This is a genomic window from Afipia sp. GW822-FHT03D08 (genome assembly GCF_058801645.1).
Genome location: NZ_JBXANK010000001.1, coordinates 2,058,675 through 2,079,187, shown reverse-complemented (window position 1 = coordinate 2,079,187; position 20,513 = coordinate 2,058,675). Strand labels below are relative to the sequence as shown.

Genomic DNA, 20,513 nt, shown 5'->3' with positions numbered 1-20,513 from the left:
GAACTTTCGGAAATCGGGAATCGCTAATTTAAATATGATCTTACGTTATTAAGCCGCTTTGGCAGCGCCGTCACCCGCCGTGCGCGGCCCGCGGCGCCATGCAGCCCCGATAAAAATGAGGCCGGCGACAATCATCGGGACCGACAGGATCATGCCCATGGTCAGGCCGCCCCAGAGAAATCCCAGTTGCTGGTCGGGTTCGCGGAAAAACTCGCTGACGATGCGCGCGACGCCATAGAGCGCGGCGAACGCACCGATGATCAGGCCCGGGCGCTTCAGCGCGCCGCCCCGGATCAGCAGCGCCAGAATGATGAAGAGAACAACGCCCTCAAGACCCGCTTCATAGAGCTGGCTTGGGTGACGCGGCAGCGGTCCGCCGTTCGGAAACACCATCCGCCAGGGGACGCTCGCATCCGCCGTGCGGCCCCACAACTCGCTGTTGATGAAGTTCGCCAGCCGCCCGAGCAGCAGGCCGATCGGGCCGACCGCGCAGGTCACGTCGCCGAGCGACAGCACGGAAATATTCCGCTTCCATCCGAACAGCAGCACCGCGATCACGCAGCCCATGAAACCGCCATGGAACGACATGCCGCCGGTCCACAGCTTGAAGATTTCCGCAGGATGCTGGGTGAAGAAACTCAGATTGTAGAACAGCACATAACCGGTGCGGCCGCCGAGGATGATGCCGAGGGTCACCCACAGGATGAAATCGTCGAAATCCGTCACCGTGAACGGCGCCTTGCCGCCCCACAGCCGCTCACTGCGGATGATTTTGCGCGCATAGAGCCACCCCAGAACGATGCCGCCGATATAGGCGAGCGCATACCAGCGGATCGCGATCGGCCCGATGGCGATGGCGATGGGGTCGAAGACGGGGAACGCGATGGTCAGAAACATGAACTGGCGGTGTCCGGCGGGGGGCGCGAATCCTGGCGTCTATTCCGCGAAAAGTAGCCCCGGTTTGCGACAGGAATGCGCGTTTAACAATTCACGTGTTTCTTACATCTTGCGTCCCGGCAAGGCCATCACCATTGTCTGGGCAAGCTAAACACGGTATTCGGCCCTCGGAGTTTCATGATGACCCAGACCAGCAACCGCTTTTTCGACGAGATCGCTCGCCTGATGAACGATGCCGCGGGCGCCGCGCAGGGCGTGAAGCGCGAGATCGAAACCGTGGTGCGCAGCCAGGCCGAGCGCATCCTGCGCGACCTCGATCTCGTCAAGCGCGAGGAATTCGAGGCGGTGAAGGATATGGCGCGCCTCGCCCGCGAGGAGAACGAGGCACTGAAGACGCGCATCACCGCGCTGGAAAAGAAGCTCGGTCCCGTCGCGGAGACGTGAGGCCGGAGCCGTCACGCGTACTGCGCGATGCCGTTGCCGAACGACCAGTTTTCCTTCGCGACTTCCACCAGATTGATGAAGACGTCCTCGCGGCGGATGTCAAGTTGCGCATGCAGGTCGTCGGCGATGCGCTTGTAGAAGGCCTTCTTCATCTCCACCGTGCGCCCACCGTTCAGCGTGACCTGGATGAAGACGATGTCCTTGCTGTATTCGATGCCGAGATAGCTTTTCGGAAAATTCAGATCTTCCGGCGCATGCTCGGTGATGACCTGAAACTTGTCGTCGGCGGGAACGTTGATGGTTTCGATCATCGCCGTGTAGATGATCTCGCCGATGGCCTTGCGGTGCTCGGCTGACTTTCCCTTGGCGAGATCGATGCGTACGAGCGGCATGAGGCTTATTCCTTTGTCGTGAAAAATAAATCGCGCGTGGCAGTGGCGTCAGGCTTTCCTGCGCGTTTTGCGCTCGACAACCGGCTCTTCAGGATCGGTTGCGCCAGAGAGCGCCTGAAGCTTTTCAAGTGTGTCGATCAGCGGATCGCCCTTGCGGGCGGCGAAGATTTCCTTGGCGGACCCAAGGATCTGGTCCTGTGCGACCTGCCAGCTTGATGTCGCGGTATCGATCTTCCTGCCGCCGGCGCTGCTCAGGCGGATCTTTTTCTCGCGGCCGTCGTCGGTGTTTTGAAAGCTGACCCAGCCGTTGGCCGCGAGAACTTTCACGTTCCGGGAAATGGTGGTGGTGTCGAGGACGACCTCTTCGGCGAGTTCGCTGAACGTCGCCGCGCCACCGAGGCGGCGCAGTGCACGCAGCAGCGAGAACTGGGTGATACGGATGCCGTGATCCTTGAGCGCGGCATCATAGAGGCGCGTCAAGGCCCGCGAGGAACGGCGAAACTGGGTACAGTAGCAATCGGTGAACATCGGCACAGCCTACGCGACATTAGATGCATATACAATAAATAAAGCTTGCATATGCATCTATATATCGTCACTTTCCGCGGGCAGAATGGATACTGCATAAATCCGGAGGAACCGATGCCGACATACACCGTGACGACGGCAAACCTGTCGCTCTCAGCCGCTCAGAAAGGGCAGATCGCCGAGGCGATCACCGCGGCCCATCATGCCGCAACCGGTGCGCCGGCGTTCTTTGCGCAGGTGATCTTCCGCGCCCTCGAGAACGGCGAACATTTCATCGGCGGCAAGCCTAACGCGCATCCGCACGTTTTCGTCCACGGCATGATCCGTTCGGGGCGAGGAATCGATGTGAAACAGAAGCTGATGGGCGAGGCGGCCGACAAGGTGCGGGCGGCCGCGGGCGTTGGCGCGGAGGATGTCTGGTTCTACATCCAGGACATCGACGCACCGCAGATGATCGAATTCGGCCGCTTCCTTCCCGAACCCGGCGCGGAAGACGCATGGCGAAAGGCCATCACGCCTGAGAAGCAGTCACAGCTTGGGAAAGCAGGGGTCAGGGTCTTGTGACGGCCCATGCCGACCATTTGAATCGAAACGCTTCGGCTTTGCGCCAAGGACGTTGACCAATCCGGTCCAGAATCTCGATCTGGTTGCGAGGCTTAGCTGTGACTCCATTCGATCGCACACGTTTCTCCGAGGTTGAACGCGTCATCAAGGCGCCTGCACCGCGATGGGACAAGAAGATCGCCGCCGACCTTGTCACGGAAATGGAGGCCTTCTTCGGCAAGGTGGATACCATCCCGCAGATGAAGCAGGCGCTGGCGATCGCGGGCTATCAGGGACTTCAGCGGCAGATTGAACAGGCTGTCAAAGGCAAGACGTGCCTGGATGCGATCCGTGCGATGGCGCATGCGATGCGCAGTTTTTCGCTTGGCAGTCCCGGCCTGGCCATTGCGTCGTTTCGCGACCCGGATGTCGACAATCCCGAGTATCAGAAGGCGGCGGGGCAACTGGCTCTGGTCGTACTCCGCGTTTTTGGCGAGGCAGGAATCGGTGGCGAGGCCGCCAGGCATGCGATCCGCATCCTCAAGAGCCTGGTTCGCGGATTCGTCATCAATGAAATGTCGGCGCCGGTCGCCCGCCCGATCGAATATCAAAAGAGCTACGTTTTCGCGGTCGAGATGTTCGTTCGCGGTTTGAGCGAGCTTCGGGACGCGAAGGAAGCCGAACGCGTCAGTCCAGTCTGATCCCCGCGGTCTTGATGACCTTCTCCCACTTGGTGGTTTCGGATGCGACATAGCCCGCCATCTCCTGCGGCGTGCTTTGCAACGGATCGATCCCGGCATCGATCAGCTTCTGCTTGATCGCGGGATCGTTGACCGCCTTGAGATAAGCCTCGCGCAGCTTCGCGATGATGTCGGGCGAGACTTTCGCCGGTGCGGAAAAGCCCTGCCACGCCCATGCCTCGAAGCCCGGAACCGCGGCGGCAACGGCGGGAACTCCCGGCAATCCATAGAATTCGCCCGGTGAACACACGCCGATCGCCTTGATCGATTTCAGGTTGAGCTGCGACCGCGCTGTGGCGAAATCGACGAACATCATTCCGATCTGTCCGCCGGCGAGATCCTGCAATGCCGGGCCCGCGCCCTTGTAGGGAACGTGATTGAGCTTGATACCGGATGACTGCGCGAACAGTTCCGCGGCCAGATGGAACGGCGAGCCGACACCGGCGCTCGCATAGTCGATGGCGCCGGGCGCTTTCTTCGCGGCATCGATCAGGGCCTGCACCGAATTGACATTGAGCTTGTCGGTGTTGACCAGCAGCACGATGGCGAAGCGTCCGGTCAGCGAGATCGGCGCGAAGTCCTTCTGCGGATCGTACGGAAGCTTCTGGTACAGGCTTTTGTTGGAGGCGTAGGTCGAGGTGTCGCCAAGCAGGAACGTGTAACCATCGGGCTCGGCCTTCGACGCAGCTTCGGCGCCGATCTGCGTCCCGGCGCCGGGGCGGTTCTCCACCACAATCTGCTGTCCGAGTGTGCCGCTCATCGACGCCGCCACCAGCCGCGCGAAGAAATCCGTGCCGCCGCCGGCTGCGTAGGGGACGATGAGGTGAACCGGCCGCGCGGGGTAGGCAGCCTGCGCCCAGGCCGGGGCAGCCAGACCGGTGGGAGCGGACAGGCTCGCGCCAAATGCTGCGGCGGCTGTCATGAATGCGCGGCGGGTCAGCGTTTCGATCGGCATGGGAGTCCTCCTGCGCGGCCGATGCGATGCCGGCACGCGTCCCGAATTAGTTGCAAGTGCACCTAATCGTGTCGGCAGGATAAATCAACGAAGGAAATGCGGACGCTCAGGTCCCGAGCGCCACCGGGCGGAAGGCCTGGCGCAGCGCGCCGTCGAGTTTGCCCCCCATCAATTCCATGATTCCGTAGGCCTGTTCGGGCGTCATCGCGGATGTTTCGGCGTCGGGCTCAAGCAGGGTCGCGTAGGTATCGACCAGCGTGATGATGCGGACGATGTCGCTGATGCGCTCTCCCTCAAGGCCCTTCGGGTAGCCCGTGCCGTCGAGCATTTCATGGTGGTGCAGGACGACGTCGAGCACCTCGCCGGGAAATCCGCGCTGCTCTTTCAGCGCGTTGTAACCGAGTTGGGTGTGCTGCGCGAGAACGGCGTTCTCCTCGTCGGTCAGGACGCCGATTTTTTCGAGAATCGGAACGGGAATGAACGCCTTGCCCACATCGTGGAGCAACGCCGCGCGGGTCAGGCGGCGCTGGTCGTCTTCGCGCATGCCGAGATGATGGGCGAAGGCAACCGCATAGCCGGTGACATGCAGGGTGTGGCGATAGCTCTTGTTGTGATGCTTGTTGACCGCGATCAGCCACTGCCGCAGCGAGCAGCGTTTCAGCGCGCGCAGGATCTGTGTTTCCGCCTGCATCACATCGTCGAACGAAAGTGGAATGCCGGCGGGGAGCCGCCGGAAGATTTTCGACATCACGACCAGCGCGGCGGTGACGCCGGTGCTCAGGATGCGCGCGTCGGTCGTGCGTTCGTCTTCCGGCGTCTCCGGAAAGACCTGGCGGATCCGGTGCAGGATGCTCTCCGGATGAAACGGCCGCTGGATGGTGTCGGTGGCGCCGAGCGCCCAGGCCTGCGCCGATCCGTGGTGAAGCGCGTCGGCCAGAACGAACAGCCGGGGCAGGGGCTGATAGTCCTTGCCGGTGAGCTTGCTGCGCACGCGCTGCACGGCGGTGGCCGAGGTGAGATCGATGTCGATAATGACACCGGCGAAATCGCTGGCCGGATGATCGGGCAGGTCGAAAATGGAAATCGTTTCCACGCTGCCTGCATTCCTCAGAATGCGCGCGAGGTCTTCGCTTTGGTCCTCACAATCCGATGCGAGAAGCAGACGTCGCGACGTCTGCGGAAGTTCTGCCAAAGCAGCCATGTCCGTCCTCTGCGGGGCGTTAGGTATCAACTCCACAGATGTAGCGAAAAACAGGTTCCCGACTCTTAACAGTTATCCTTAACGGCGGTTACCGGCTCTCGTCACGCAACCGTGCCTTCCTCCGGCTGCATCTTTAATCAAAGCTGAGTAGCGATGGTAACGATTGAGTAAAAGAGCGCAGCCCCCGGCCATGCCGAAGATTCTGTCGATCCAGTACCTGCGCGCCGCCGCCGCCCTGATGGTGGTGTTTTTCCATGCCGACGGCATGGCGGAGGAGTATCTCAATTTCGGTGGACTGCCGTTCGGCGCGGCCGGCGTCGACATTTTCTTTGTCATCAGCGGATTCATCATGTGGATCACCACGGCGTCGGAGCGAACCACGCCGGCATCCTTCGCGGTGACCAGGATCATCCGTATCGTGCCGCTCTACTGGACGATGACGCTGTTGCTCTATGGCGGCTGGCTGATCTTCCGCGATCCCGCAACAGTGCCCTCGCTGTGGAATCTCGTCCGGTCCCTGCTGTTCATCCCGTTCGTCTCGCCGCGAACGGGAGAAATCCAACCGCTGCTGATTGCCGGATGGACGCTGAATTTCGAGATGTTCTTTTATGCGGTGTTTGCTTTCGCTCTTTTCATCGCGAGGCGACACCGCGCGTTGTTGGTTTGCACAATCCTGGGGGCGCTGGCGGCATTGCCGCTGCTGGTCTCGCCATCGGGGCCGATCGGGCTGACCTACACCAGCCCGCTGCTCATCGAGTTCATGATCGGATGTCTGCTGGGCATCATGTATGAGCGCAACGCGTTGCCGCGCCCGGCTGTTGCCGTATTCCTGCTCGCCGTCGGCTGCGGTTTGCTGTTGACGTCCGGGATGCTTTCGGCGGCCAGTACCGGCTTCGCGCGACTGTTTCACTGGGGCCTGCCGGCGTTCCTGATCGTGACCGGCGCGCTCTCTCTTGAGCCGAAACTGAGGGTCTGGCGCTTGCCGATGTTGCTGGGCGACGCATCCTATTCGATTTATCTTACCCACGGCGTCGTGCTCTCCGTTGTAAAGAGCGCGGTCATGTTGTCGGGGTTGGATGCACAGCCGCTGCTGACCGGCGAGTTTATTCTTGCAGGTTGCCTCGGCAGCGTCGTGGCGGGAGTGGCGGTTTATTATCTGATTGAGCGGCCGCTCGTTGCTGCTTCCAGGAACGCGTGGGCGGCGGTCCGGCGTGTGCCGCCAACCGCTGCGCGACAAGTGACCTGATGCTAATCAGCACCGTCAGTGCCGTCCCCAACGCCGGGTCCGCTGGCGCTGCTGCCGAGCACGCCATAGTCGCTGGATTTCATTCCCGTACGGGTCACGGTGCCGGCAGACGCCAGACCCAGCTTGAGAAGTTCCCGCACGGCGGCGGCCCGGGTCGGCATCCGGTGGTTGAAGCGAAAGTCGTCGACCGCGGACAATTCCTCAGGCGAAAGCATGATCTGCAGGCGTTCGCCGCGCAAATCGCTCATTTTAGCCTCCTGTGGGGGGCGCTTTGCTGCCAAGGTCTTGGCGAGACGATGGGTTAGTAAATTACTCAATTCACTCACGTGGACAAAGTTCCCCACCCCGCTGCGGAATCCCAAAATTAGTAAAAAACTCCTATAATTTCAATTAGTTAAGTCTTGTAACATGGTTCGTTCAGTGCGATATTGGCTCAGGAGGGGCGCTCACGTCTGATTGGATATTTCGATGCTCAACAATAATTCCGCTGAACTGCGCGAATGGGCAGCGCGCTGTGAGAAGATGGCCGCATCGGCGACCAGCGAAAACGAGCGCGCGGACCTGCTCCGCAAGCGCGACGCGCTGTATGCCTTGGCAGACTCTGAAGACTGGCTGGCAGGGCTGTCGCCAGGTGGAACGCCGGCAATTTCCTCAATCTGAGGGCTGATGGCCTGATCCCGGCGTCGGAAAAAGCCGCTCTAAAATCCGCTCATTTCCTTGTGTTTCTGGCCCTTTGGGGCTAAGAACCCGCCACGTCAGCGGCCCCCGCACCCCTGGAGGCTCGCCGCGATGTAGAACCGGGCCGCTTTGCGGCCCTTCACTTTTAAATCTTGAGGAACTTAACAATGGCGACCGTCAAGGAATTGAAGGCGACCGCTCGTCCGAAGGCCGGCAAGGGGGCCGCCCGGGCTGAACGTCGCGCTGGCCGTATCCCGGCAGTGATCTATGGCAACAACCAGCCCCCGCTGACCATCTCGCTCGATGACGCTGAACTGCGCCTGCGCATTCAGGCCGGGCGTTTTCTGACCACGATTCACGACATCGAACTCGACGGCAAAAAGCACCGCGTGATTCCGCGCGACTTCAGCCTCGACCCGGTGCGCGACTTCCCGCTGCACGTGGACTTCCTGCGTCTCGGCGAAGGCTCCAAGATCCGCGTCAGCGTTCCGCTGCACGTGCTGAATTCGGAAACCTCGCCAGGCGTGAAGCGCGGCGGCACGGTCAACATCGTGACCCACAACATCGACCTCGAAGTGCCGGCGGACAACATCCCGCAGTATCTCGAAGCTGACGTGGGCAAGCTCGATATCGGCAGCTCGCTGCACATCACCGACATCAAGCTGCCGAACGGCGTGAAGCTGTTCACCCGCGAAGACGCGACACTGGTCACCATCGTTCCGCCGTCGGGCTACAACGAAGAACTGAAGGCTGCGGCTGCTGCCGGTGGTGCTGCGCCTGCGGCCGGTGCTGCTCCTGCGGCCGGTGCTGCGGCGGCTGCTCCTGCGGCTGGTGCTGCGAAGGCTCCCGCGGCTGCTGCTGCCAAGGCGCCTGCTGCCGACAAGAAGAAGTAAGCGGCCGGGAGAGCCCGTGCCATGCGCCTGTTCGTCGGACTGGGGAATCCCGGCGCGAAGTATCAGGGCAACCGGCACAACATCGGGTTCATGGCTGTCGACGAGATCGCACGGCGTCACGGATTTGGTCCGTGGCGCCGTCGCTTTCAGGGGGAGACCTCCGAAGGCAATCTCGGCAACGGGCGCGTCATTCTGCTGAAGCCCACGACTTATATGAACGAGTCGGGCAACGCTGTCGGCGAGGCAACCAAGTTCTTCAAGATGGGCGTCGGCGACATCACGGTGTTTCACGACGAGATCGAACTGCCGCCCGCGAAGCTGCGGGTCAAGATCGGCGGCGGCATCGCGGGACACAACGGACTTCGCTCGATCTCCGCGCATGTCGGCAACGATTATCGCCGCGTGAGGCTCGGTGTCGGGCATCCCGGCGTCAAGGATCTGGTGCATCAGCACGTTCTGTCCGATTTCGCCAAAAGCGAAATGCCCTGGGTCAGCGCGCTGTGCGAGGCGATTGCCGACAACGCGGCGTTTATCGTCACCGGGCAGGACGCGTCGTTTGCAAACAAGGTGCATCTTGCAATGGATGCAAAGGGATTCACATCGAAGGACGACAGCGAACCGTCGCCCAAAAAATGATTGTCATCGCCGGACTTGATCCGGCGATCCATCTTTCCAAAGAAGATGGATACGCGGGTCAAGCCCGCGTATGACGAAATGAAATCGAAGCGGTCACCGCACGTCAAAGTCGAAAGAAGATCATGGGTTTCAAATGCGGCATCGTCGGACTGCCCAACGTCGGCAAGTCCACACTGTTCAACGCGCTGACGGAAACGGCGGCGGCACAGGCGGCGAACTATCCGTTCTGCACCATCGAGCCGAATGTCGGCGCGGTCGCGGTGCCTGATCCGCGTCTCGACAAGCTGTCGGCGATCGCGAAGTCGCAGCAGATCATTCCGACACAATTGACGTTCGTGGACATCGCGGGTCTGGTCAAAGGCGCGTCGAAGGGCGAAGGCCTCGGCAACCAGTTTCTCGCCACCATCCGCGAAGTCGATGCGGTGGCGCATGTGGTGCGCTGCTTTGAGGATTCCGACATCACCCACGTCGAAGGCAAGATCGCGCCGCTGGCCGATATCGAGACCATCGAGACCGAGTTGATGCTGGCCGATCTCGACAGCCTCGAAAAACGCGTCGACAGCCTGTCAAAGAAGGCCAAGGGCAACGACAAGGACGCCAAGGAGCAGCTCGAACTGGTCGAGCGCGCGCTGAAGCTGCTGCGCGACGGAAAGCCGGCGCGTTTCCTCGAGCGCAAGGCCGAGGAAGAGCGCGCATTCCGCATGCTCGGTCTTCTGACGTCCAAGCCTGTTCTTTATGTCTGCAACGTCGAGGAAGGCGCGGCCGCCACCGGCAATAGTTTCTCGCAGCAGGTATTCGAGCATGCGAAAAAGGAAGGTGCGGTCGCGGTGGCGATTTCCGCCAAGATCGAATCCGAGATCGCGACGCTGTCACGCGAGGAGCGGGTGGACTTCCTCGACACGCTGGGACTGGAAGAAGCTGGTCTCGACCGCCTGATCCGCGCCGGTTACGAGTTGCTGCATCTCATCACCTATTTCACGGTCGGTCCCAAGGAAGCCCGCGCCTGGACCATCACCAAGGGCACCAAGGCGCCTGCGGCGGCCGGTGTGATTCATACCGATTTCGAGAAAGGCTTTATCCGCGCCGAAACCATCGCCTATGACGACTACATCGCGAATGGTGGTGAAGCTGGCGCGCGCGACACCGGCAAGCTGCGGCTGGAAGGCAAGGAATATGTCGTCGCCGACGGCGACGTGATGCACTTCCGGTTCAATACGTAATTGCACGGCGGTCCGTCATCCGGAGGTGCGGGTTCTTGCGAGCCTTGAAGGATGACGGATAAACAGAAGGCCATCGCCCTTCGAGGCCCATAGCCGTTCGAAGAACGGCGTTCTTTCGAACGCCTGTTGCTTCGCTCCGGCACCTCAGGGTGACGGCGGGAAAATATCTACCGTTCGTGGTCGCGGCCCTGGTCGCGGATCGCGCCGAGATGTTCGTTGATCCTGAATATGATCAGGATCAGTTCGGCGCTGATGCGCGAGAAAATGATTCCGACGACAATGCCTGCCAGTGCTGACAGCAACTGGATGAAGCCGCCGAACGGGCTGATCGCCATCAGGGTCAGCGCGGAGAATATTCCGGCGATGCCGAACAGGATGATCAGTGCGATCACCAGCCAGTAGAAGACCTTGATGATGGTGGGCGTGATGAACCTGTCCCACTGGAAGAGATCCTGGAAATGAAACATGGGTTTTCTCCAGATGAGGCGCAAAAGATCGAGGACGGTAGGCGAATCAGCGACCGGCTGAATCACTCCGGATGGTGAAGGTTGTCGCATATCGCCGAAAAGGACGGAAGCTGACCGCGAAACGCACCGCTTGAGGTGTCCTCAAATAACGGCCAAACTGCGCCTATCCACAGCACGATAGAAACGATGAAACTGACATTCGAAGACTTCAAGCCCGGCCATTTTGGCACATTCGGCCCGCACCACGTCTCCCGCGACGATATTATCGCCTTCGCTTCCGAGTTCGATCCGCAGCCGATGCATCTGGACGAGGAGGCCGCCGGCCGCACCATCCTCAAGGGGCTGTCGGGCTCAGGCTGGCACATGTGCTCGCTGCTGATGCGGATCTGCTGGGACGGTTTCATCCACAACATCGCCTCCGCCGGCTCGCCCGGTGTCGATGAGGTGCGCTGGGTTTCGCCATTGCGGCCCGGCGACGATCTTACGATATCCGTCGATGTCGTCTCGACGCGCGAATCCAAGAGCCGTTCTGACGTCGGGTTCGTTTACATCAAGAACGACATGCGCAACGCATCGGGACAGACGCTGATGCTGGCGACGCTGCCTCTGATGGTGTTGCGCCGCGCCGCGGCCGGCGCGAAGTAGGACAAGCCATGCCATATTTCGAAGACATGAATATCGGCGATCGCCGCGAACTCGGATCGTTCACGTTCACGCCCGAAGGCATCAAGGCCTTCGCCGCCAAGTTCGATCCGCAGCCGTTTCATCTCGACGAGGAAGCCGGGCGCAATTCCGTGTTCGGCGGTCTCGCCGCTTCGGGCTGGCATGTGGCAGCGACTTACATGCGGCTCACGGTGGCCAGCTTCCAGCGTGAAGCCGCTGAACTGGCGGCGCGCGGCGAGAAGCCGATCGTGTCGGGACCGTCGCCGGGATTTCGCGAACTGAAATGGCTCAAGCCCGTACTGGCGGGCGATACGCTGACCTACGTTTCCGAGATCACGTCGAAGCGCCCGCTGGCGTCGCGGCCGCAATTCGGCTTCGTCGGTTTCTACAACACCGGCGTCAATCAGCGCGGCGAACTGGCATTCTCGTTCATGGGCTCGGTGTTCGCGGCGCGGCGCCCCATCTCCTGACAGAAAAATGCCGCCCGCTCTGTCCGAGGGGCGGCAAGTCTCAGGGAGGTTACCAAGGCACGGTCCGGCGGGATCGTGCCGCGGTCAGAGTATCGTTTAGTCCTGGCGCGGCTCGGGAGCCGAGCGTTTCCACTGCGCCAGATTGTCGGCGATCATGCGCGTTGATTTCATCGCAGTCTGCCCGAGCTGAGCATAGCCCGCCAGTTCGCGCTGGATGCGCTGACCTTCATTATGCATCAGCGTGCGCAGCCCTTCGAGCTCCGCAATCAACGTTTCGATTTCGCTGACCGAAGCTCCTGCGACGCGGTGGATCAGCGTGTTGACGCTGCTGACAGCGGCCTCGGCGGTGGCGTCCGAAGGTGTCTCGGTGCCAGGAGCGGCCGGCGTGCGCCGAAGGTAGGCGACATCCTTGCGGACGAAGTCGCGAATGCCCGCTTCGACGTCGGTGACGGCGGCGAGGGTCTTGTCTTCATCGGTCATTTCGGACTTTTCTGCTGGCAAAGCGTTCATCGGCTGTTCCTTGTTTCGCAGGTTGAGCGAGCGCGGAGTCCCCCGCACGACGAGTACCGGTATAAGTGTCCAGCCGATCGTGACCGAAACGCGGCGAGGATGCGGCGAAGGCGCATTCATACAGTGGACAAAACGGGAAAGGCCGGGATGGTAGCCACCCGGTTAAGTTGAACCTACCAGCGTGTCTTGAAGCCGGCGGTCAGGCTGCTGTTTGGAGCGCCGCTTGGGGTTTCGCTGACCGATCCGGTCACAGTGACGCCGCCGAACAGTTTCTGCTCCGCACCAATCCGGCGCAGCCATTTGTCGTCGGCGCTTGAGTGGGTCTGGCCTGCGATGAAACTTGTGCCGGTTTCGGCGATGCCGAGCTTGGCGGACTGATCGATTTCATAAATGCGCGATGACGCGCCGAGGCCGAACACCGGCACCAGCGTTTGCTGCGTGACATTGTATCCGTGCTGCAGGGTGAGTGCGTACTGATCGCCGCCGAACGGCAGCGACTTGCTCAGCGACGTTCCGAACTTGCTTTGCTCCTGCGACGGATCGGTGCGCGCCTCGATGGCGGTCTTGTCCCAGATCGAGCCGACGCCCGGCGCGGTCATCGCGGCCCATGCGCTGCCGGATGATTGCGAAATCTGATTGTTGTGCGCGATTTTTTCCGCGAGCACTTCCGACGATGTCATCGGCATCTTCGTTGTGACGTTGAGGTCCGCGCCGACGCGGGTGTCCCAGAAAGGAGTAATCGGCTGCTTGATCGCGACGGCGGAGGAGCCGTCCGGTTTGTCGGTGCGGCTCCACGACCACGGGTCGTCGATTGCGGCGCGGATCTTGCGATCGATTGCAGCGGGGGATTCGTAAAGCGATCTCGGATCGCTGTTGAGCACGCTCCAGTCGAGATCCGCCGGTTCGACGAATTCCGGCGCGGCTGTCTCGGTGTTTTCCGCAGGCGTGCCGTCTTCCGCCCGTGCATGCCCGGCTACGGCAGCCCAGACTCCGCAAGCAACCGCAAGTGCGGTCACGATCCTTGGGGATTTCGCTGGCTGCGGCATTTTCGGCGTCATTGCATTGCGTCCGGCAAATCGATCAGGCTGATCAGGCGCTATGCAGGTTAATATCGTCTTTCGACGCAGCAGTCGCGACTTCCGGCGATCATCTTTCAATGGTGTTTGTCGCAATTGTGTTGCGCGGGTTCAAGCCGCTGTGATCGTCGCGCGTTATCCTGCCCAAACAAAAAGCCCCGCGCGGGCGGGGCTTGTCATCCAGCATTTATACACTTGGTTAGGCGATCTTCGGCAGATGAATCTGGCGGCCAAGAGTCTGTTCGACGAGGTCGAAGGTATCGATCACGGCGCGGAGGCTGCTCAGGCGTCCCGCCTTGAACTGGACGAACAGGGCGACGCGGACACTGATCGGATTGCCGTTGGCTTCCGGCATCAGCGAATACCGCATCATCGACGCAGCCGAGTCCTCGCCGAGCATGATGGATTCCCGTTCGCTGCGGTGGAGTGTCACGATGCTGGAAATCTCGCGGACGACATCGACCACGGCCCGCTTGCCGCGCCGGGGGCCGAAAAAGGCAAACATGTCGATCGGGCCATAGATCGCCCAATCGACATTGTCGTCGAGGACGGATTCAAGCTGATCGGCCTGACGCTCACTCAGCGCGCGGTGAAACGCGCGCGATACACGCCAGAGACTGTGCTCTGTCATTTTTTTGAAGTCCTGAAATGTAACTTAACAAACAGCAGACGGTCTAAGGGCGTCCGCGCTGACGCCGTGCCAGAAAGCTGAAATTCCACTTGATGATACGGGTCATAATGGATTTCAGCAGATTAACCACTCGTGATATTGCAATGCACAAATGCCCAAAGCGCGGGTTCGGCTTAAATTTCAATCAAGGCGTGTGGAGCGCCCAAAGCAGTGGCAGGCGATCGGCTGATCCGGCTCTAGGCGTCGCCTTCCATGCGGATTCGTGCGCGTGACGCGGCATAGGCAGCCCAAATCGCGCCGGTAAGTCCGCCGAACAGGGCGCCGGCCGGGGCAAAGGTAAAAAACACCAGCATCGCGCTGTAACCTTCGAAATCGCTGATCCCGAAAATGCTGACCCAGGCGATTCCGGCCAGGATGCCGGCCGCGGCGCCGAGAACGAGACCGACAACGGTCCCTAAGGCGGCGAGAACAACTGCTTTCATCATATCCCCCGTGATCCGGGGGCTAACTCCCGGACAACGGTTGGTCGGGCGAGGGGGCCGGCAGGTTCATCCGCTTGAACGCCGGACCGTCCCGCGCCATCCTCGCTGCATAATCACGAAGGGCTTTTCAGCAAATCTCCGAGACACCGATGACATTTTCATCCGCTCTGTATTCGTTAGGTGCGGCGGCATGCGTCTGCGTGCTGCTGGCCGGTGGCGCGTCCGCAAAGGCGGCCTGCGAGCCGTCATTCTCCCGTTCCGGACCGGATGCCGAGGCCTATGGTGCCGCCGAAAACTATCCGCTTGGCACCATCGCCGACCGCACGAAGCAGAACTACATGGTCGCGACATTCAGTAATTTCGACAAACTGCTTCCGGCCCATGCGGTGTTTCCGCCAGCCACGCCTTCGCCGCTGGCCCGCGACTGCGATCGTACGGCCTGGACCTATGACTTCGATGGCGAGCGCCGCACCATCGATCAGTACCTTGCCCGGCATCCCACGACGGGACTGCTGATCGTCAGGGATTCGACGATCCTGTTCGAGCGCTATCAATACGGACGCCGCGACACCGATCGCCTGCTGTCCAACTCCATGGTGAAGACCATGGTGGCGATGCTGGTCGGGATTGCCATCAAGGAAGGAAAGATCCGCTCCATTGAGGACAAGGCGCAGGACTATGTGCCGGAAATGAAAGGCAGCGCCTACGGCCAGACCTCGCTGCGCGCGCTCCTGACCATGAGCGCGGGGATCGAATTTTCCGAACGATACGACGGCACCGATGATGCCTTTGCGTTCAGCCGCGACCTGCGCCGCTCCGATCTGCCGAGCGCCGCTAACCTGCTCCGCCGCTACAACACCCGTGCCGCGCCGCCCGAGACGAAATTCGCCTATGCGGGATCGCAGACCGAAACGCTCGGCCTTGTGCTGATGGCTGCGACCGGCAAGCGCCTGTCGGATTATCTGTCGGAAAAAATCTGGAAGCCGATGGGCGCGGAAGACGAAGCAAGCTGGACCGTCGACGGGCACAATCAGGAGCAGGCCTATTGCTGTCTCGCTGCGCGGCTGCGCGACTATGCGCGCTTTGGTCTTCTGCTTGCGCGAGACGGCGGCGGAATCATTCCGGAAGCATGGGTGATCGAGGCGACCACCGCGCCTGAAGGTTCGTTCCGTGCGCCGCGCGTGGCGACGCCGTTTTATGGCTATGGCTACCAGACCTGGATCATGCCGGCCAAGCGCCGCATGTTCGCGATGCTAGGGACCAATGGCCAGGCGATCTTCGTCGATCCGGCGTCGAAGCTTGTGCTGGTGCATACCGCCGTCCGGCTGAAGCCGAGCAAGGATCCCGCGGCGCGCGAACTGACCGCGCTGTGGTTCGGACTGGTGAGGGAGCTTGGCGTCTCGGCGGCGCGGTGAGACCCGGTCGGGACAGCGCGGCGTGCTACTGCCGCATCGCGTTTCTGACGCGGATGGAGAATTCACCGGTCAGATCTTCACCGATCAATTGCTGTACCAGATCGAAGGAATCGAACAGCGAGCGATATTCGACGATGAGGCCGTCGCGCAGTGTAAAGAATTCTCCAATATTGAGCCGGATGATACGCTGATCGCTGCGTTTGGTCAGAGTCGCCTGCACGAATGCTGCGCCGTGCGTTTCATTCGCGATCACAAAATCGATGATGTGATGCCTGCTCGAATAGCGCTCGCGCTGGATCTGTATGGCCTTTGCGATCCACGCCTTGCTTTGCTTGAGGCCGAGATGCGGAAAAATTTCCACGGGCGCATAGGTGATCGAGGTAAACGCGTCGTCGCAGCATTGCTCCATGCGCGGCGCGTCACCGGCATAGAAAGCGTCGAGAAAAGTCCGCACGCACTGTTCGGACCGATGATCGTTCATTGCGTTTGTCTCCCCAAGCTGGCGGTTCCGTAAGTGGGAACCGCCGCAGGATCAAGCCGCATGCGATGCGAGGTTTAACGAAGTCTCTCTAATGTGCCGACGATTTTCGCGACGGCATCCGTCGCTTACGGACGGCGACGCAGCGAAAATTTACCGATAGTTGAGGCTCCACTGCAAAACCTGTGGGCGCACCCGGCGCAAAAGCAGATTCTTCGAGACGATGAGTTGGTCTCCCGTTACCGCCGCAAAACGCGGCGGCAATGGACTGGCAATGCCGGGCTCGAAACGAATCTTCAGCGTGCAGTCCCCCGCCAAGTTGACGAACGGACCGCTGAGTTTCGACACTTCGCCGCCGCCGATGCCGCCAAATCCGGTGATGCTAAAGGTCTCGCCGTTGAGCTTCTCCAGTTCTTTCAGCGACAGGCCATTGCGAACGCCGCCGGGGCCGGTCCATGTCGAAGGCGCTTCGATCGAGATGGAGGCGGGTCTGGCGCGGGCCTTGTCGTCCTTCCAGTAGATCACCAAGCGCCGGGTCGGATCATCGTCGAAAATGACAGTCGCCTTGGTCAGGACGCCGCTGGTGACTTCGACGTCCTTGAACACGACGTGTTTCGTGCCAAATTCGGTAACCAGCTTGGCGTGCGTCGCATCCTTCGCAAATGATCCTTCGCAGGCCAGCGACGGAGCCTTCGGCGCATCCTTCACATTGTTGAGCGACGTATCCTGCGCCATCGGCTCCGCCGGGTTGGCGGGCTTGTCGGCTTTCTTTGCGGCATCAGCAGGTGCTGCCACAACGCAAAACAGGACAAGAAATGCGCAAAGGCTGGCCGGTCGCAGATGCATCGTCATGTGTCCGTCGAGAGCCGGAGTCAACAATAGTCATATGAGAAACCGTTACCCCCGCCAAGGCGCGATGACGTGATCGGTCACGATGAAACCACAACTTCCAGACAAACCCAATCAGGCGCTATATTTGCGCCAGTCCAGGCGCGAGCTCTGGACTTAGCAATGCCAAGGGGCCTCATGTCCGATACTCTCGATTTGCCCACCCGCCAACTCGTCCAGCCACCAGACATCGACCTTCGCCGCATCGGCTCACATCCCGATCACTGGTACCCGCTGGCGTGGTCGAAAGAACTCAAGCCCGGCAAGACCTATGCTGCGCAATTCGCCGGCGAGCCCATCGTCCTCATCCGTCCGAAGGACGGTGGAGCGGTCTTTGCACTCGAGGATCGCTGCGCCCACCGGCAGGTGCCGTTGTCGAAGGGCGTCGTGGAAGGCTGTGCGGTGCGCTGCTGCTACCATGGCTGGACTTATGACGCGTCCGGCAAATGCATTGATGTGCCTTATCTGGGCAAGGACAAGCTGCCGAACGGCGTTCGCGCCTATCCCTGCCGCGAGCAGGACGGCCTGATCCTGATCTGGCCCGGCGATCCGAAAGCGATAACCGAGCTGGGCCCGCTTGGCTCGGCGCATGACAAGGCTTTCAAGACCCGCCGCTTCGGCAAGCAGGTTCGTTGTCACTATACGTTCATGCACGAGAACCTGATGGACATGAACCATCAGTTTCTGCATCGCCGCCAGATGGGCAAGATCGCGCCGCGCTATCTTGGCCGCCGCAAGGGCGAGGACTGGATCGAAGTCGATTACAGCTTTGCGCGCACCGAAGGCAGCCAGCCGCTCGGCGAAGCGCTGATCCTGAGCAGCCGCCGCGGTGCTTCCAAAGTCAGTCAGGATCTGATGACGATCCGCACCGAGTATCCCTATCAGACATTGCGGATCTGGACCTCCGGCGACGAGCCGGTAATGCACCTGTGGATCGCCTATACCCCGGTGGATGCCGAGCAGAAATTCAATCGTACGTTTGGATTGCTGTCAGTGCGCCGTCCGAAAATACCTGGTCTGCTCGATCTTGCGTGGCCGGCCTTGGTTTGGTTCACCGAACGGATCTTCGCCGAGGATCGCGAAATCGTCGAAATGGAGCAGCGTGCGCACGATGCCCAGGGGGCGGACTGGAATGTCGAGGTGTTTCCGCCCATTCGCGATCTGCGCGCGCTGCTGGCGGCCAACGGTCAGCCGATGACGGGCCCTGCCAAGTCTGTCTAGACCCGCTCCCGAAACGGAAGCCGTCGTTAGGAACGGGCTGTTGCGTCATGCGTTGTCGTTCTGCCGGAGGCATCATAGAGTCCGGGTGATCCGGTTCACGGGGCACATTTCATGAAAGCAATTGCGATTCTGACCAGCGGCGGCGACGCCCCCGGCATGAATGCGGCGATTCGTGCGGTGACGCGTAGCGCGCTCAATCGCGACATCGCGGTCTATGGTGTGCGTGAAGGCTGGCAGGGCCTGATCGACGATCGCATGACCCGGCTCAGTGCGCGCGATGTCGGCGGAATCATCCAGATCGGCGGGACGTTTCTCGGCAGTGCCCGCTCGAAGGAATTCCGTGAGGAAGGCGGCCGTTCGAAAGCGCTGCGCAATCTGGCGACGCGCGGCATCGATGCCCTGGTGGTGATCGGCGGCAACGGCTCCCAGACGGGCTCCGCAGCGCTGCATGGCGTCGGCTTTCCCGTGGTCGGCATCGCATCGACCATCGACAACGATCTTTACGGCACCGATGTCACCATCGGCTGCGACACCGCCATCAACGTGACGGTCGGAGCCATCGACAATCTGCGGACCACGGGCTCGTCGCACACCCGCGCGTTTCTGGTCGAGACCATGGGGCGCAACTGCGGCTATCTCGCCATGATGGCGGGCCTTGCCGGCGGCGCTGAGGTTATCTCGACACCTGAATTCGAAGTGTCTGCGTTTGAGATCGCCGAGCGGCTGCGCGCGGCTTATGAACGCGGCAAGACCCATGCGATCGTGGTGCTCGCCGAAGGCGTGAAGGAGAATGCCGCGCGTATCATGCAATATTTCGAAAGTAACGGCGGTATGGCAGGATTCGAATTGCGCGCCACCGTGCTTGGCCATGTCGTGCGCGGCGCGCCGCCGACGGCTTTCGACAGGCTGCTGGCGACGCGGCTTGGCGTCGCTGCGCTCGCGTCGCTGGCCGAAGGCGTGTCGGGTGTGCTGATCGGCGAGCAGCGCGGGGAAATCACGCGCACGCCGCTGGCCGAGATTGCCGGACGCACCAAGCCGATCTCCACCAATCTCATCGAACTCGCCCGCGTCCTGGCAAAGTAGATTCTGCGGGTCACGCGTCAGTAAACCTTCGCGCCGGGTGCGACGATGTCGTAGCCGGAGTCATCCTTGCGCGGCGACAGCAGGATGATCTTCCCGCCAGCGTCAGGCGCGCCGAGGATCAGCACTTCGGACATGAAGCCCGCGATGTTGCGCGGGGGGAAATTGCTCACGCATATCACCAGTGAACCAACAAGCTGCTCCGCCGTGTAGTTGGTGATCTGCGCGCTCGACCATTTCTCGCCAAGCTCACCGAGATCGACACGCACCTTCCACGACGGGTTGCGCGCTTTCGGAAACGGCTGAACTTCAAGAACACGTCCGACGCGCAGGTCGATCTTGGCGAAGTCGTCATAGGTGATGGGGGAGGAGGTCACAGTCATCGATTGCATTCGCGTCTCGGAAATAAATGCGTCCTGTAGACGCATGTTAAGTGGAACACCTGGGTTCCAGATAGACAGGATGATGACCGGTGCTAATATGCTTTAGCTCCCGACGGGACGATGGGACCGCTGTCCTTAACCAGAGACAGCATGATCGCTGCAATCCGTCCTGTCCGGCGCACCGAGTTTTCTCGGAGAGAGCCCGCGATGACGCGGTGCGAACTGAGAATTCAGGCGAAAAACGTGGCGACGAAAAACGTCGGCGGCGGGATTTGTGATGAGTCCCTACGTTTCGCCAGTTTCGGCTATCGCCATTGAGGCATCCGCCCGTCATTACCGGGCTTGACCCGGCAATCCATCTTCAAGGACTTGCAGC

At 61.0% G+C, this 20,513-nt stretch carries 28 protein-coding genes; 14 read left to right on the top strand and 14 right to left on the bottom strand.

The genetic code is table 11. The features are described from left to right. Positions 1-48: 48 nt before the first annotated feature. Positions 49-897: a prolipoprotein diacylglyceryl transferase gene (gene lgt / locus AC1RM7_RS10275; protein ID WP_024919985.1), complete on the bottom strand. Its 849-nt coding sequence runs from the start codon at positions 895-897 to the stop codon at positions 49-51. Between the two features lie 180 nt (positions 898-1,077). On the opposite strand from lgt, the gene AC1RM7_RS10270 reads away from it, so the two are divergent. Further along, positions 1,078-1,341 (top strand): accessory factor UbiK family protein, encoded by a 264-nt coding sequence (locus tag AC1RM7_RS10270; RefSeq protein ID WP_006022006.1) that lies wholly within the window; start codon positions 1,078-1,080, stop codon positions 1,339-1,341. Between the two features lie 11 nt (positions 1,342-1,352). On the opposite strand, the gene AC1RM7_RS10265 is transcribed toward AC1RM7_RS10270, so the two are convergent. Together AC1RM7_RS10265 and AC1RM7_RS10260 are read right to left on the bottom strand one after the other, a co-directional pair. After that, positions 1,353-1,733: a tautomerase family protein gene (locus AC1RM7_RS10265; protein ID WP_024919986.1), complete on the bottom strand. Its 381-nt coding sequence runs from the start codon at positions 1,731-1,733 to the stop codon at positions 1,353-1,355. A gap of 48 nt (positions 1,734-1,781) precedes the next feature. Beyond that, positions 1,782-2,261: a MarR family winged helix-turn-helix transcriptional regulator gene (locus AC1RM7_RS10260; RefSeq protein ID WP_024919987.1), complete on the bottom strand. Its 480-nt coding sequence runs from the start codon at positions 2,259-2,261 to the stop codon at positions 1,782-1,784. Between the two features lie 114 nt (positions 2,262-2,375). Here AC1RM7_RS10260 and AC1RM7_RS10255 point away from each other — a divergent pair, with 114 nt between their 5' ends. Next, complete coding sequence (locus tag AC1RM7_RS10255; protein WP_024919988.1) at positions 2,376-2,825, top strand: tautomerase family protein; 450 nt, start codon at positions 2,376-2,378, stop codon at positions 2,823-2,825. Positions 2,826-2,923: 98 nt separating this feature from the next. Continuing rightward, on the top strand, positions 2,924-3,505 hold the full coding sequence (locus AC1RM7_RS10250) for a TetR-like C-terminal domain-containing protein (protein ID WP_006022002.1): 582 nt from the start codon (positions 2,924-2,926) through the stop codon (positions 3,503-3,505). Here the strand turns inward: AC1RM7_RS10250 and AC1RM7_RS10245 are convergent. Both AC1RM7_RS10245 and AC1RM7_RS10240 read right to left on the bottom strand, forming a co-directional pair. Continuing rightward, positions 3,492-4,499: a Bug family tripartite tricarboxylate transporter substrate binding protein gene (locus AC1RM7_RS10245; RefSeq protein WP_024919989.1), complete on the bottom strand. Its 1,008-nt coding sequence runs from the start codon at positions 4,497-4,499 to the stop codon at positions 3,492-3,494. The genes AC1RM7_RS10250 and AC1RM7_RS10245 overlap by 14 nt on opposite strands. Positions 4,500-4,605: 106 nt before the next feature. Further along, positions 4,606-5,700 carry an HD domain-containing phosphohydrolase gene (locus AC1RM7_RS10240; protein WP_024919990.1) on the bottom strand — a complete coding sequence of 365 codons (1,095 nt, stop codon included), beginning with the start codon at positions 5,698-5,700 and terminating at the stop codon, positions 4,606-4,608. Between the two features lie 190 nt (positions 5,701-5,890). Between AC1RM7_RS10240 and AC1RM7_RS10235 the strand changes: the two genes are divergently transcribed. Next, complete coding sequence (locus AC1RM7_RS10235; protein ID WP_024919991.1) at positions 5,891-6,946, top strand: acyltransferase family protein; 1,056 nt, start codon at positions 5,891-5,893, stop codon at positions 6,944-6,946. 2 nt (positions 6,947-6,948) lie between these two features. Here AC1RM7_RS10235 and AC1RM7_RS10230 read toward each other — a convergent pair whose 3' ends face one another. After that, positions 6,949-7,194 carry a hypothetical protein gene (locus tag AC1RM7_RS10230; RefSeq protein WP_006021998.1) on the bottom strand — a complete coding sequence of 82 codons (246 nt, stop codon included), beginning with the start codon at positions 7,192-7,194 and terminating at the stop codon, positions 6,949-6,951. A gap of 208 nt (positions 7,195-7,402) precedes the next feature. Between AC1RM7_RS10230 and AC1RM7_RS10225 the strand changes: the two genes are divergently transcribed. The 4 genes from AC1RM7_RS10225 to ychF all read left to right on the top strand — a co-directional run bounded on the left by AC1RM7_RS10225 (position 7,403) and on the right by ychF (position 10,373). After that, on the top strand, positions 7,403-7,606 hold the full coding sequence (locus tag AC1RM7_RS10225) for a hypothetical protein (RefSeq protein WP_244434465.1): 204 nt from the start codon (positions 7,403-7,405) through the stop codon (positions 7,604-7,606). 185 nt (positions 7,607-7,791) lie between these two features. Next, positions 7,792-8,517 (top strand): 50S ribosomal protein L25/general stress protein Ctc, encoded by a 726-nt coding sequence (locus AC1RM7_RS10220; protein WP_006021996.1) that lies wholly within the window; start codon positions 7,792-7,794, stop codon positions 8,515-8,517. A 21-nt stretch (positions 8,518-8,538) separates the two neighbouring features. After that, positions 8,539-9,153 (top strand): aminoacyl-tRNA hydrolase, encoded by a 615-nt coding sequence (pth, locus tag AC1RM7_RS10215; protein WP_024919993.1) that lies wholly within the window; start codon positions 8,539-8,541, stop codon positions 9,151-9,153. 122 nt (positions 9,154-9,275) lie between these two features. Then, a complete protein-coding gene (gene ychF, locus AC1RM7_RS10210) occupies positions 9,276-10,373 on the top strand; it encodes a redox-regulated ATPase YchF (RefSeq protein WP_006021994.1) in 1,098 nt (365 codons plus the stop codon). Positions 10,374-10,540: 167 nt separating this feature from the next. On the opposite strand, the gene AC1RM7_RS10205 is transcribed toward ychF, so the two are convergent. Continuing rightward, positions 10,541-10,840, bottom strand: coding sequence for a DUF4282 domain-containing protein (locus AC1RM7_RS10205; protein ID WP_006021993.1), 300 nt, complete (start codon positions 10,838-10,840; stop codon positions 10,541-10,543). A 186-nt stretch (positions 10,841-11,026) separates the two neighbouring features. On the opposite strand from AC1RM7_RS10205, the gene AC1RM7_RS10200 reads away from it, so the two are divergent. Next, positions 11,027-11,485 (top strand): MaoC family dehydratase, encoded by a 459-nt coding sequence (locus AC1RM7_RS10200; protein WP_024919994.1) that lies wholly within the window; start codon positions 11,027-11,029, stop codon positions 11,483-11,485. Between the two features lie 8 nt (positions 11,486-11,493). After that, positions 11,494-11,973, top strand: a complete 480-nt coding sequence (locus AC1RM7_RS10195; protein ID WP_024919995.1) for a MaoC family dehydratase — start codon at positions 11,494-11,496, stop codon at positions 11,971-11,973. A 96-nt stretch (positions 11,974-12,069) separates the two neighbouring features. On the opposite strand, the gene AC1RM7_RS10190 is transcribed toward AC1RM7_RS10195, so the two are convergent. The 4 genes from AC1RM7_RS10190 to AC1RM7_RS10175 form a co-directional block, all read right to left on the bottom strand. Further along, positions 12,070-12,483, bottom strand: a complete 414-nt coding sequence (locus AC1RM7_RS10190) for a hypothetical protein (protein WP_006021990.1) — start codon at positions 12,481-12,483, stop codon at positions 12,070-12,072. Between the two features lie 173 nt (positions 12,484-12,656). Next, the gene (locus AC1RM7_RS10185; protein WP_024919996.1) at positions 12,657-13,541 is read right to left on the bottom strand and encodes a hypothetical protein; all 885 of its coding nucleotides are present in this window, start codon (positions 13,539-13,541) and stop codon (positions 12,657-12,659) included. Between the two features lie 217 nt (positions 13,542-13,758). Then, the gene (locus AC1RM7_RS10180; RefSeq protein ID WP_024919997.1) at positions 13,759-14,190 is read right to left on the bottom strand and encodes a nuclear transport factor 2 family protein; all 432 of its coding nucleotides are present in this window, start codon (positions 14,188-14,190) and stop codon (positions 13,759-13,761) included. 236 nt (positions 14,191-14,426) lie between these two features. Then, positions 14,427-14,672, bottom strand: coding sequence for a hypothetical protein (locus AC1RM7_RS10175; protein ID WP_024919998.1), 246 nt, complete (start codon positions 14,670-14,672; stop codon positions 14,427-14,429). A gap of 149 nt (positions 14,673-14,821) precedes the next feature. On the opposite strand from AC1RM7_RS10175, the gene AC1RM7_RS10170 reads away from it, so the two are divergent. After that, on the top strand, positions 14,822-16,087 hold the full coding sequence (locus AC1RM7_RS10170) for a serine hydrolase domain-containing protein (RefSeq protein ID WP_024919999.1): 1,266 nt from the start codon (positions 14,822-14,824) through the stop codon (positions 16,085-16,087). 25 nt (positions 16,088-16,112) lie between these two features. Here AC1RM7_RS10170 and AC1RM7_RS10165 read toward each other — a convergent pair whose 3' ends face one another. Together AC1RM7_RS10165 and AC1RM7_RS10160 are read right to left on the bottom strand one after the other, a co-directional pair. After that, positions 16,113-16,568, bottom strand: coding sequence for a nuclear transport factor 2 family protein (locus AC1RM7_RS10165; protein ID WP_006021985.1), 456 nt, complete (start codon positions 16,566-16,568; stop codon positions 16,113-16,115). Positions 16,569-16,718: 150 nt separating this feature from the next. After that, positions 16,719-17,411, bottom strand: coding sequence for a hypothetical protein (locus tag AC1RM7_RS10160; RefSeq protein WP_024920000.1), 693 nt, complete (start codon positions 17,409-17,411; stop codon positions 16,719-16,721). Between the two features lie 180 nt (positions 17,412-17,591). On the opposite strand from AC1RM7_RS10160, the gene AC1RM7_RS10155 reads away from it, so the two are divergent. Together AC1RM7_RS10155 and AC1RM7_RS10150 are read left to right on the top strand one after the other, a co-directional pair. Continuing rightward, entirely contained in the window at positions 17,592-18,674 is a 1,083-nt protein-coding gene (locus AC1RM7_RS10155) for a Rieske 2Fe-2S domain-containing protein (RefSeq protein ID WP_006021983.1), read from the top strand. 111 nt (positions 18,675-18,785) lie between these two features. Then, entirely contained in the window at positions 18,786-19,757 is a 972-nt protein-coding gene (locus tag AC1RM7_RS10150; protein WP_024920001.1) for an ATP-dependent 6-phosphofructokinase, read from the top strand. A 17-nt stretch (positions 19,758-19,774) separates the two neighbouring features. Here AC1RM7_RS10150 and AC1RM7_RS10145 read toward each other — a convergent pair whose 3' ends face one another. Further along, positions 19,775-20,146 (bottom strand): tRNA-binding protein, encoded by a 372-nt coding sequence (locus AC1RM7_RS10145; RefSeq protein WP_034460499.1) that lies wholly within the window; start codon positions 20,144-20,146, stop codon positions 19,775-19,777. A 141-nt stretch (positions 20,147-20,287) separates the two neighbouring features. Between AC1RM7_RS10145 and AC1RM7_RS10140 the strand changes: the two genes are divergently transcribed. Continuing rightward, entirely contained in the window at positions 20,288-20,455 is a 168-nt protein-coding gene (locus AC1RM7_RS10140) for a hypothetical protein (protein WP_160166464.1), read from the top strand. Positions 20,456-20,513: the final 58 nt, after the last annotated feature.

What these genes read in the sequence shown, in the direction of transcription:
- lgt (WP_024919985.1), bottom strand. Translation starts at nt 897, where the DNA reads ATGTTTCTGACCATCGCGTTCCCCGTCTTCGACCCCATCGCCATCGCC.
- AC1RM7_RS10270 (WP_006022006.1), top strand. Translation starts at nt 1,078, where the DNA reads ATGACCCAGACCAGCAACCGCTTTTTCGACGAGATCGCTCGCCTGATG.
- AC1RM7_RS10265 (WP_024919986.1), bottom strand. Translation starts at nt 1,733, where the DNA reads ATGCCGCTCGTACGCATCGATCTCGCCAAGGGAAAGTCAGCCGAGCAC.
- AC1RM7_RS10260 (WP_024919987.1), bottom strand. Translation starts at nt 2,261, where the DNA reads ATGTTCACCGATTGCTACTGTACCCAGTTTCGCCGTTCCTCGCGGGCC.
- AC1RM7_RS10255 (WP_024919988.1), top strand. Translation starts at nt 2,376, where the DNA reads ATGCCGACATACACCGTGACGACGGCAAACCTGTCGCTCTCAGCCGCT.
- AC1RM7_RS10245 (WP_024919989.1), bottom strand. Translation starts at nt 4,499, where the DNA reads ATGCCGATCGAAACGCTGACCCGCCGCGCATTCATGACAGCCGCCGCA.
- AC1RM7_RS10240 (WP_024919990.1), bottom strand. Translation starts at nt 5,700, where the DNA reads ATGGCTGCTTTGGCAGAACTTCCGCAGACGTCGCGACGTCTGCTTCTC.
- AC1RM7_RS10235 (WP_024919991.1), top strand. Translation starts at nt 5,891, where the DNA reads ATGCCGAAGATTCTGTCGATCCAGTACCTGCGCGCCGCCGCCGCCCTG.
- AC1RM7_RS10230 (WP_006021998.1), bottom strand. Translation starts at nt 7,194, where the DNA reads ATGAGCGATTTGCGCGGCGAACGCCTGCAGATCATGCTTTCGCCTGAG.
- AC1RM7_RS10220 (WP_006021996.1), top strand. Translation starts at nt 7,792, where the DNA reads ATGGCGACCGTCAAGGAATTGAAGGCGACCGCTCGTCCGAAGGCCGGC.
- pth (WP_024919993.1), top strand. Translation starts at nt 8,539, where the DNA reads ATGCGCCTGTTCGTCGGACTGGGGAATCCCGGCGCGAAGTATCAGGGC.
- ychF (WP_006021994.1), top strand. Translation starts at nt 9,276, where the DNA reads ATGGGTTTCAAATGCGGCATCGTCGGACTGCCCAACGTCGGCAAGTCC.
- AC1RM7_RS10205 (WP_006021993.1), bottom strand. Translation starts at nt 10,840, where the DNA reads ATGTTTCATTTCCAGGATCTCTTCCAGTGGGACAGGTTCATCACGCCC.
- AC1RM7_RS10200 (WP_024919994.1), top strand. Translation starts at nt 11,027, where the DNA reads ATGAAACTGACATTCGAAGACTTCAAGCCCGGCCATTTTGGCACATTC.
- AC1RM7_RS10195 (WP_024919995.1), top strand. Translation starts at nt 11,494, where the DNA reads ATGCCATATTTCGAAGACATGAATATCGGCGATCGCCGCGAACTCGGA.
- AC1RM7_RS10190 (WP_006021990.1), bottom strand. Translation starts at nt 12,483, where the DNA reads ATGAACGCTTTGCCAGCAGAAAAGTCCGAAATGACCGATGAAGACAAG.
- AC1RM7_RS10185 (WP_024919996.1), bottom strand. Translation starts at nt 13,541, where the DNA reads ATGACGCCGAAAATGCCGCAGCCAGCGAAATCCCCAAGGATCGTGACC.
- AC1RM7_RS10180 (WP_024919997.1), bottom strand. Translation starts at nt 14,190, where the DNA reads ATGACAGAGCACAGTCTCTGGCGTGTATCGCGCGCGTTTCACCGCGCG.
- AC1RM7_RS10175 (WP_024919998.1), bottom strand. Translation starts at nt 14,672, where the DNA reads ATGAAAGCAGTTGTTCTCGCCGCCTTAGGGACCGTTGTCGGTCTCGTT.
- AC1RM7_RS10170 (WP_024919999.1), top strand. Translation starts at nt 14,822, where the DNA reads ATGACATTTTCATCCGCTCTGTATTCGTTAGGTGCGGCGGCATGCGTC.
- AC1RM7_RS10165 (WP_006021985.1), bottom strand. Translation starts at nt 16,568, where the DNA reads ATGAACGATCATCGGTCCGAACAGTGCGTGCGGACTTTTCTCGACGCT.
- AC1RM7_RS10160 (WP_024920000.1), bottom strand. Translation starts at nt 17,411, where the DNA reads ATGCATCTGCGACCGGCCAGCCTTTGCGCATTTCTTGTCCTGTTTTGC.
- AC1RM7_RS10155 (WP_006021983.1), top strand. Translation starts at nt 17,592, where the DNA reads ATGTCCGATACTCTCGATTTGCCCACCCGCCAACTCGTCCAGCCACCA.
- AC1RM7_RS10150 (WP_024920001.1), top strand. Translation starts at nt 18,786, where the DNA reads ATGAAAGCAATTGCGATTCTGACCAGCGGCGGCGACGCCCCCGGCATG.
- AC1RM7_RS10145 (WP_034460499.1), bottom strand. Translation starts at nt 20,146, where the DNA reads ATGCAATCGATGACTGTGACCTCCTCCCCCATCACCTATGACGACTTC.
- AC1RM7_RS10140 (WP_160166464.1), top strand. Translation starts at nt 20,288, where the DNA reads ATGATCGCTGCAATCCGTCCTGTCCGGCGCACCGAGTTTTCTCGGAGA.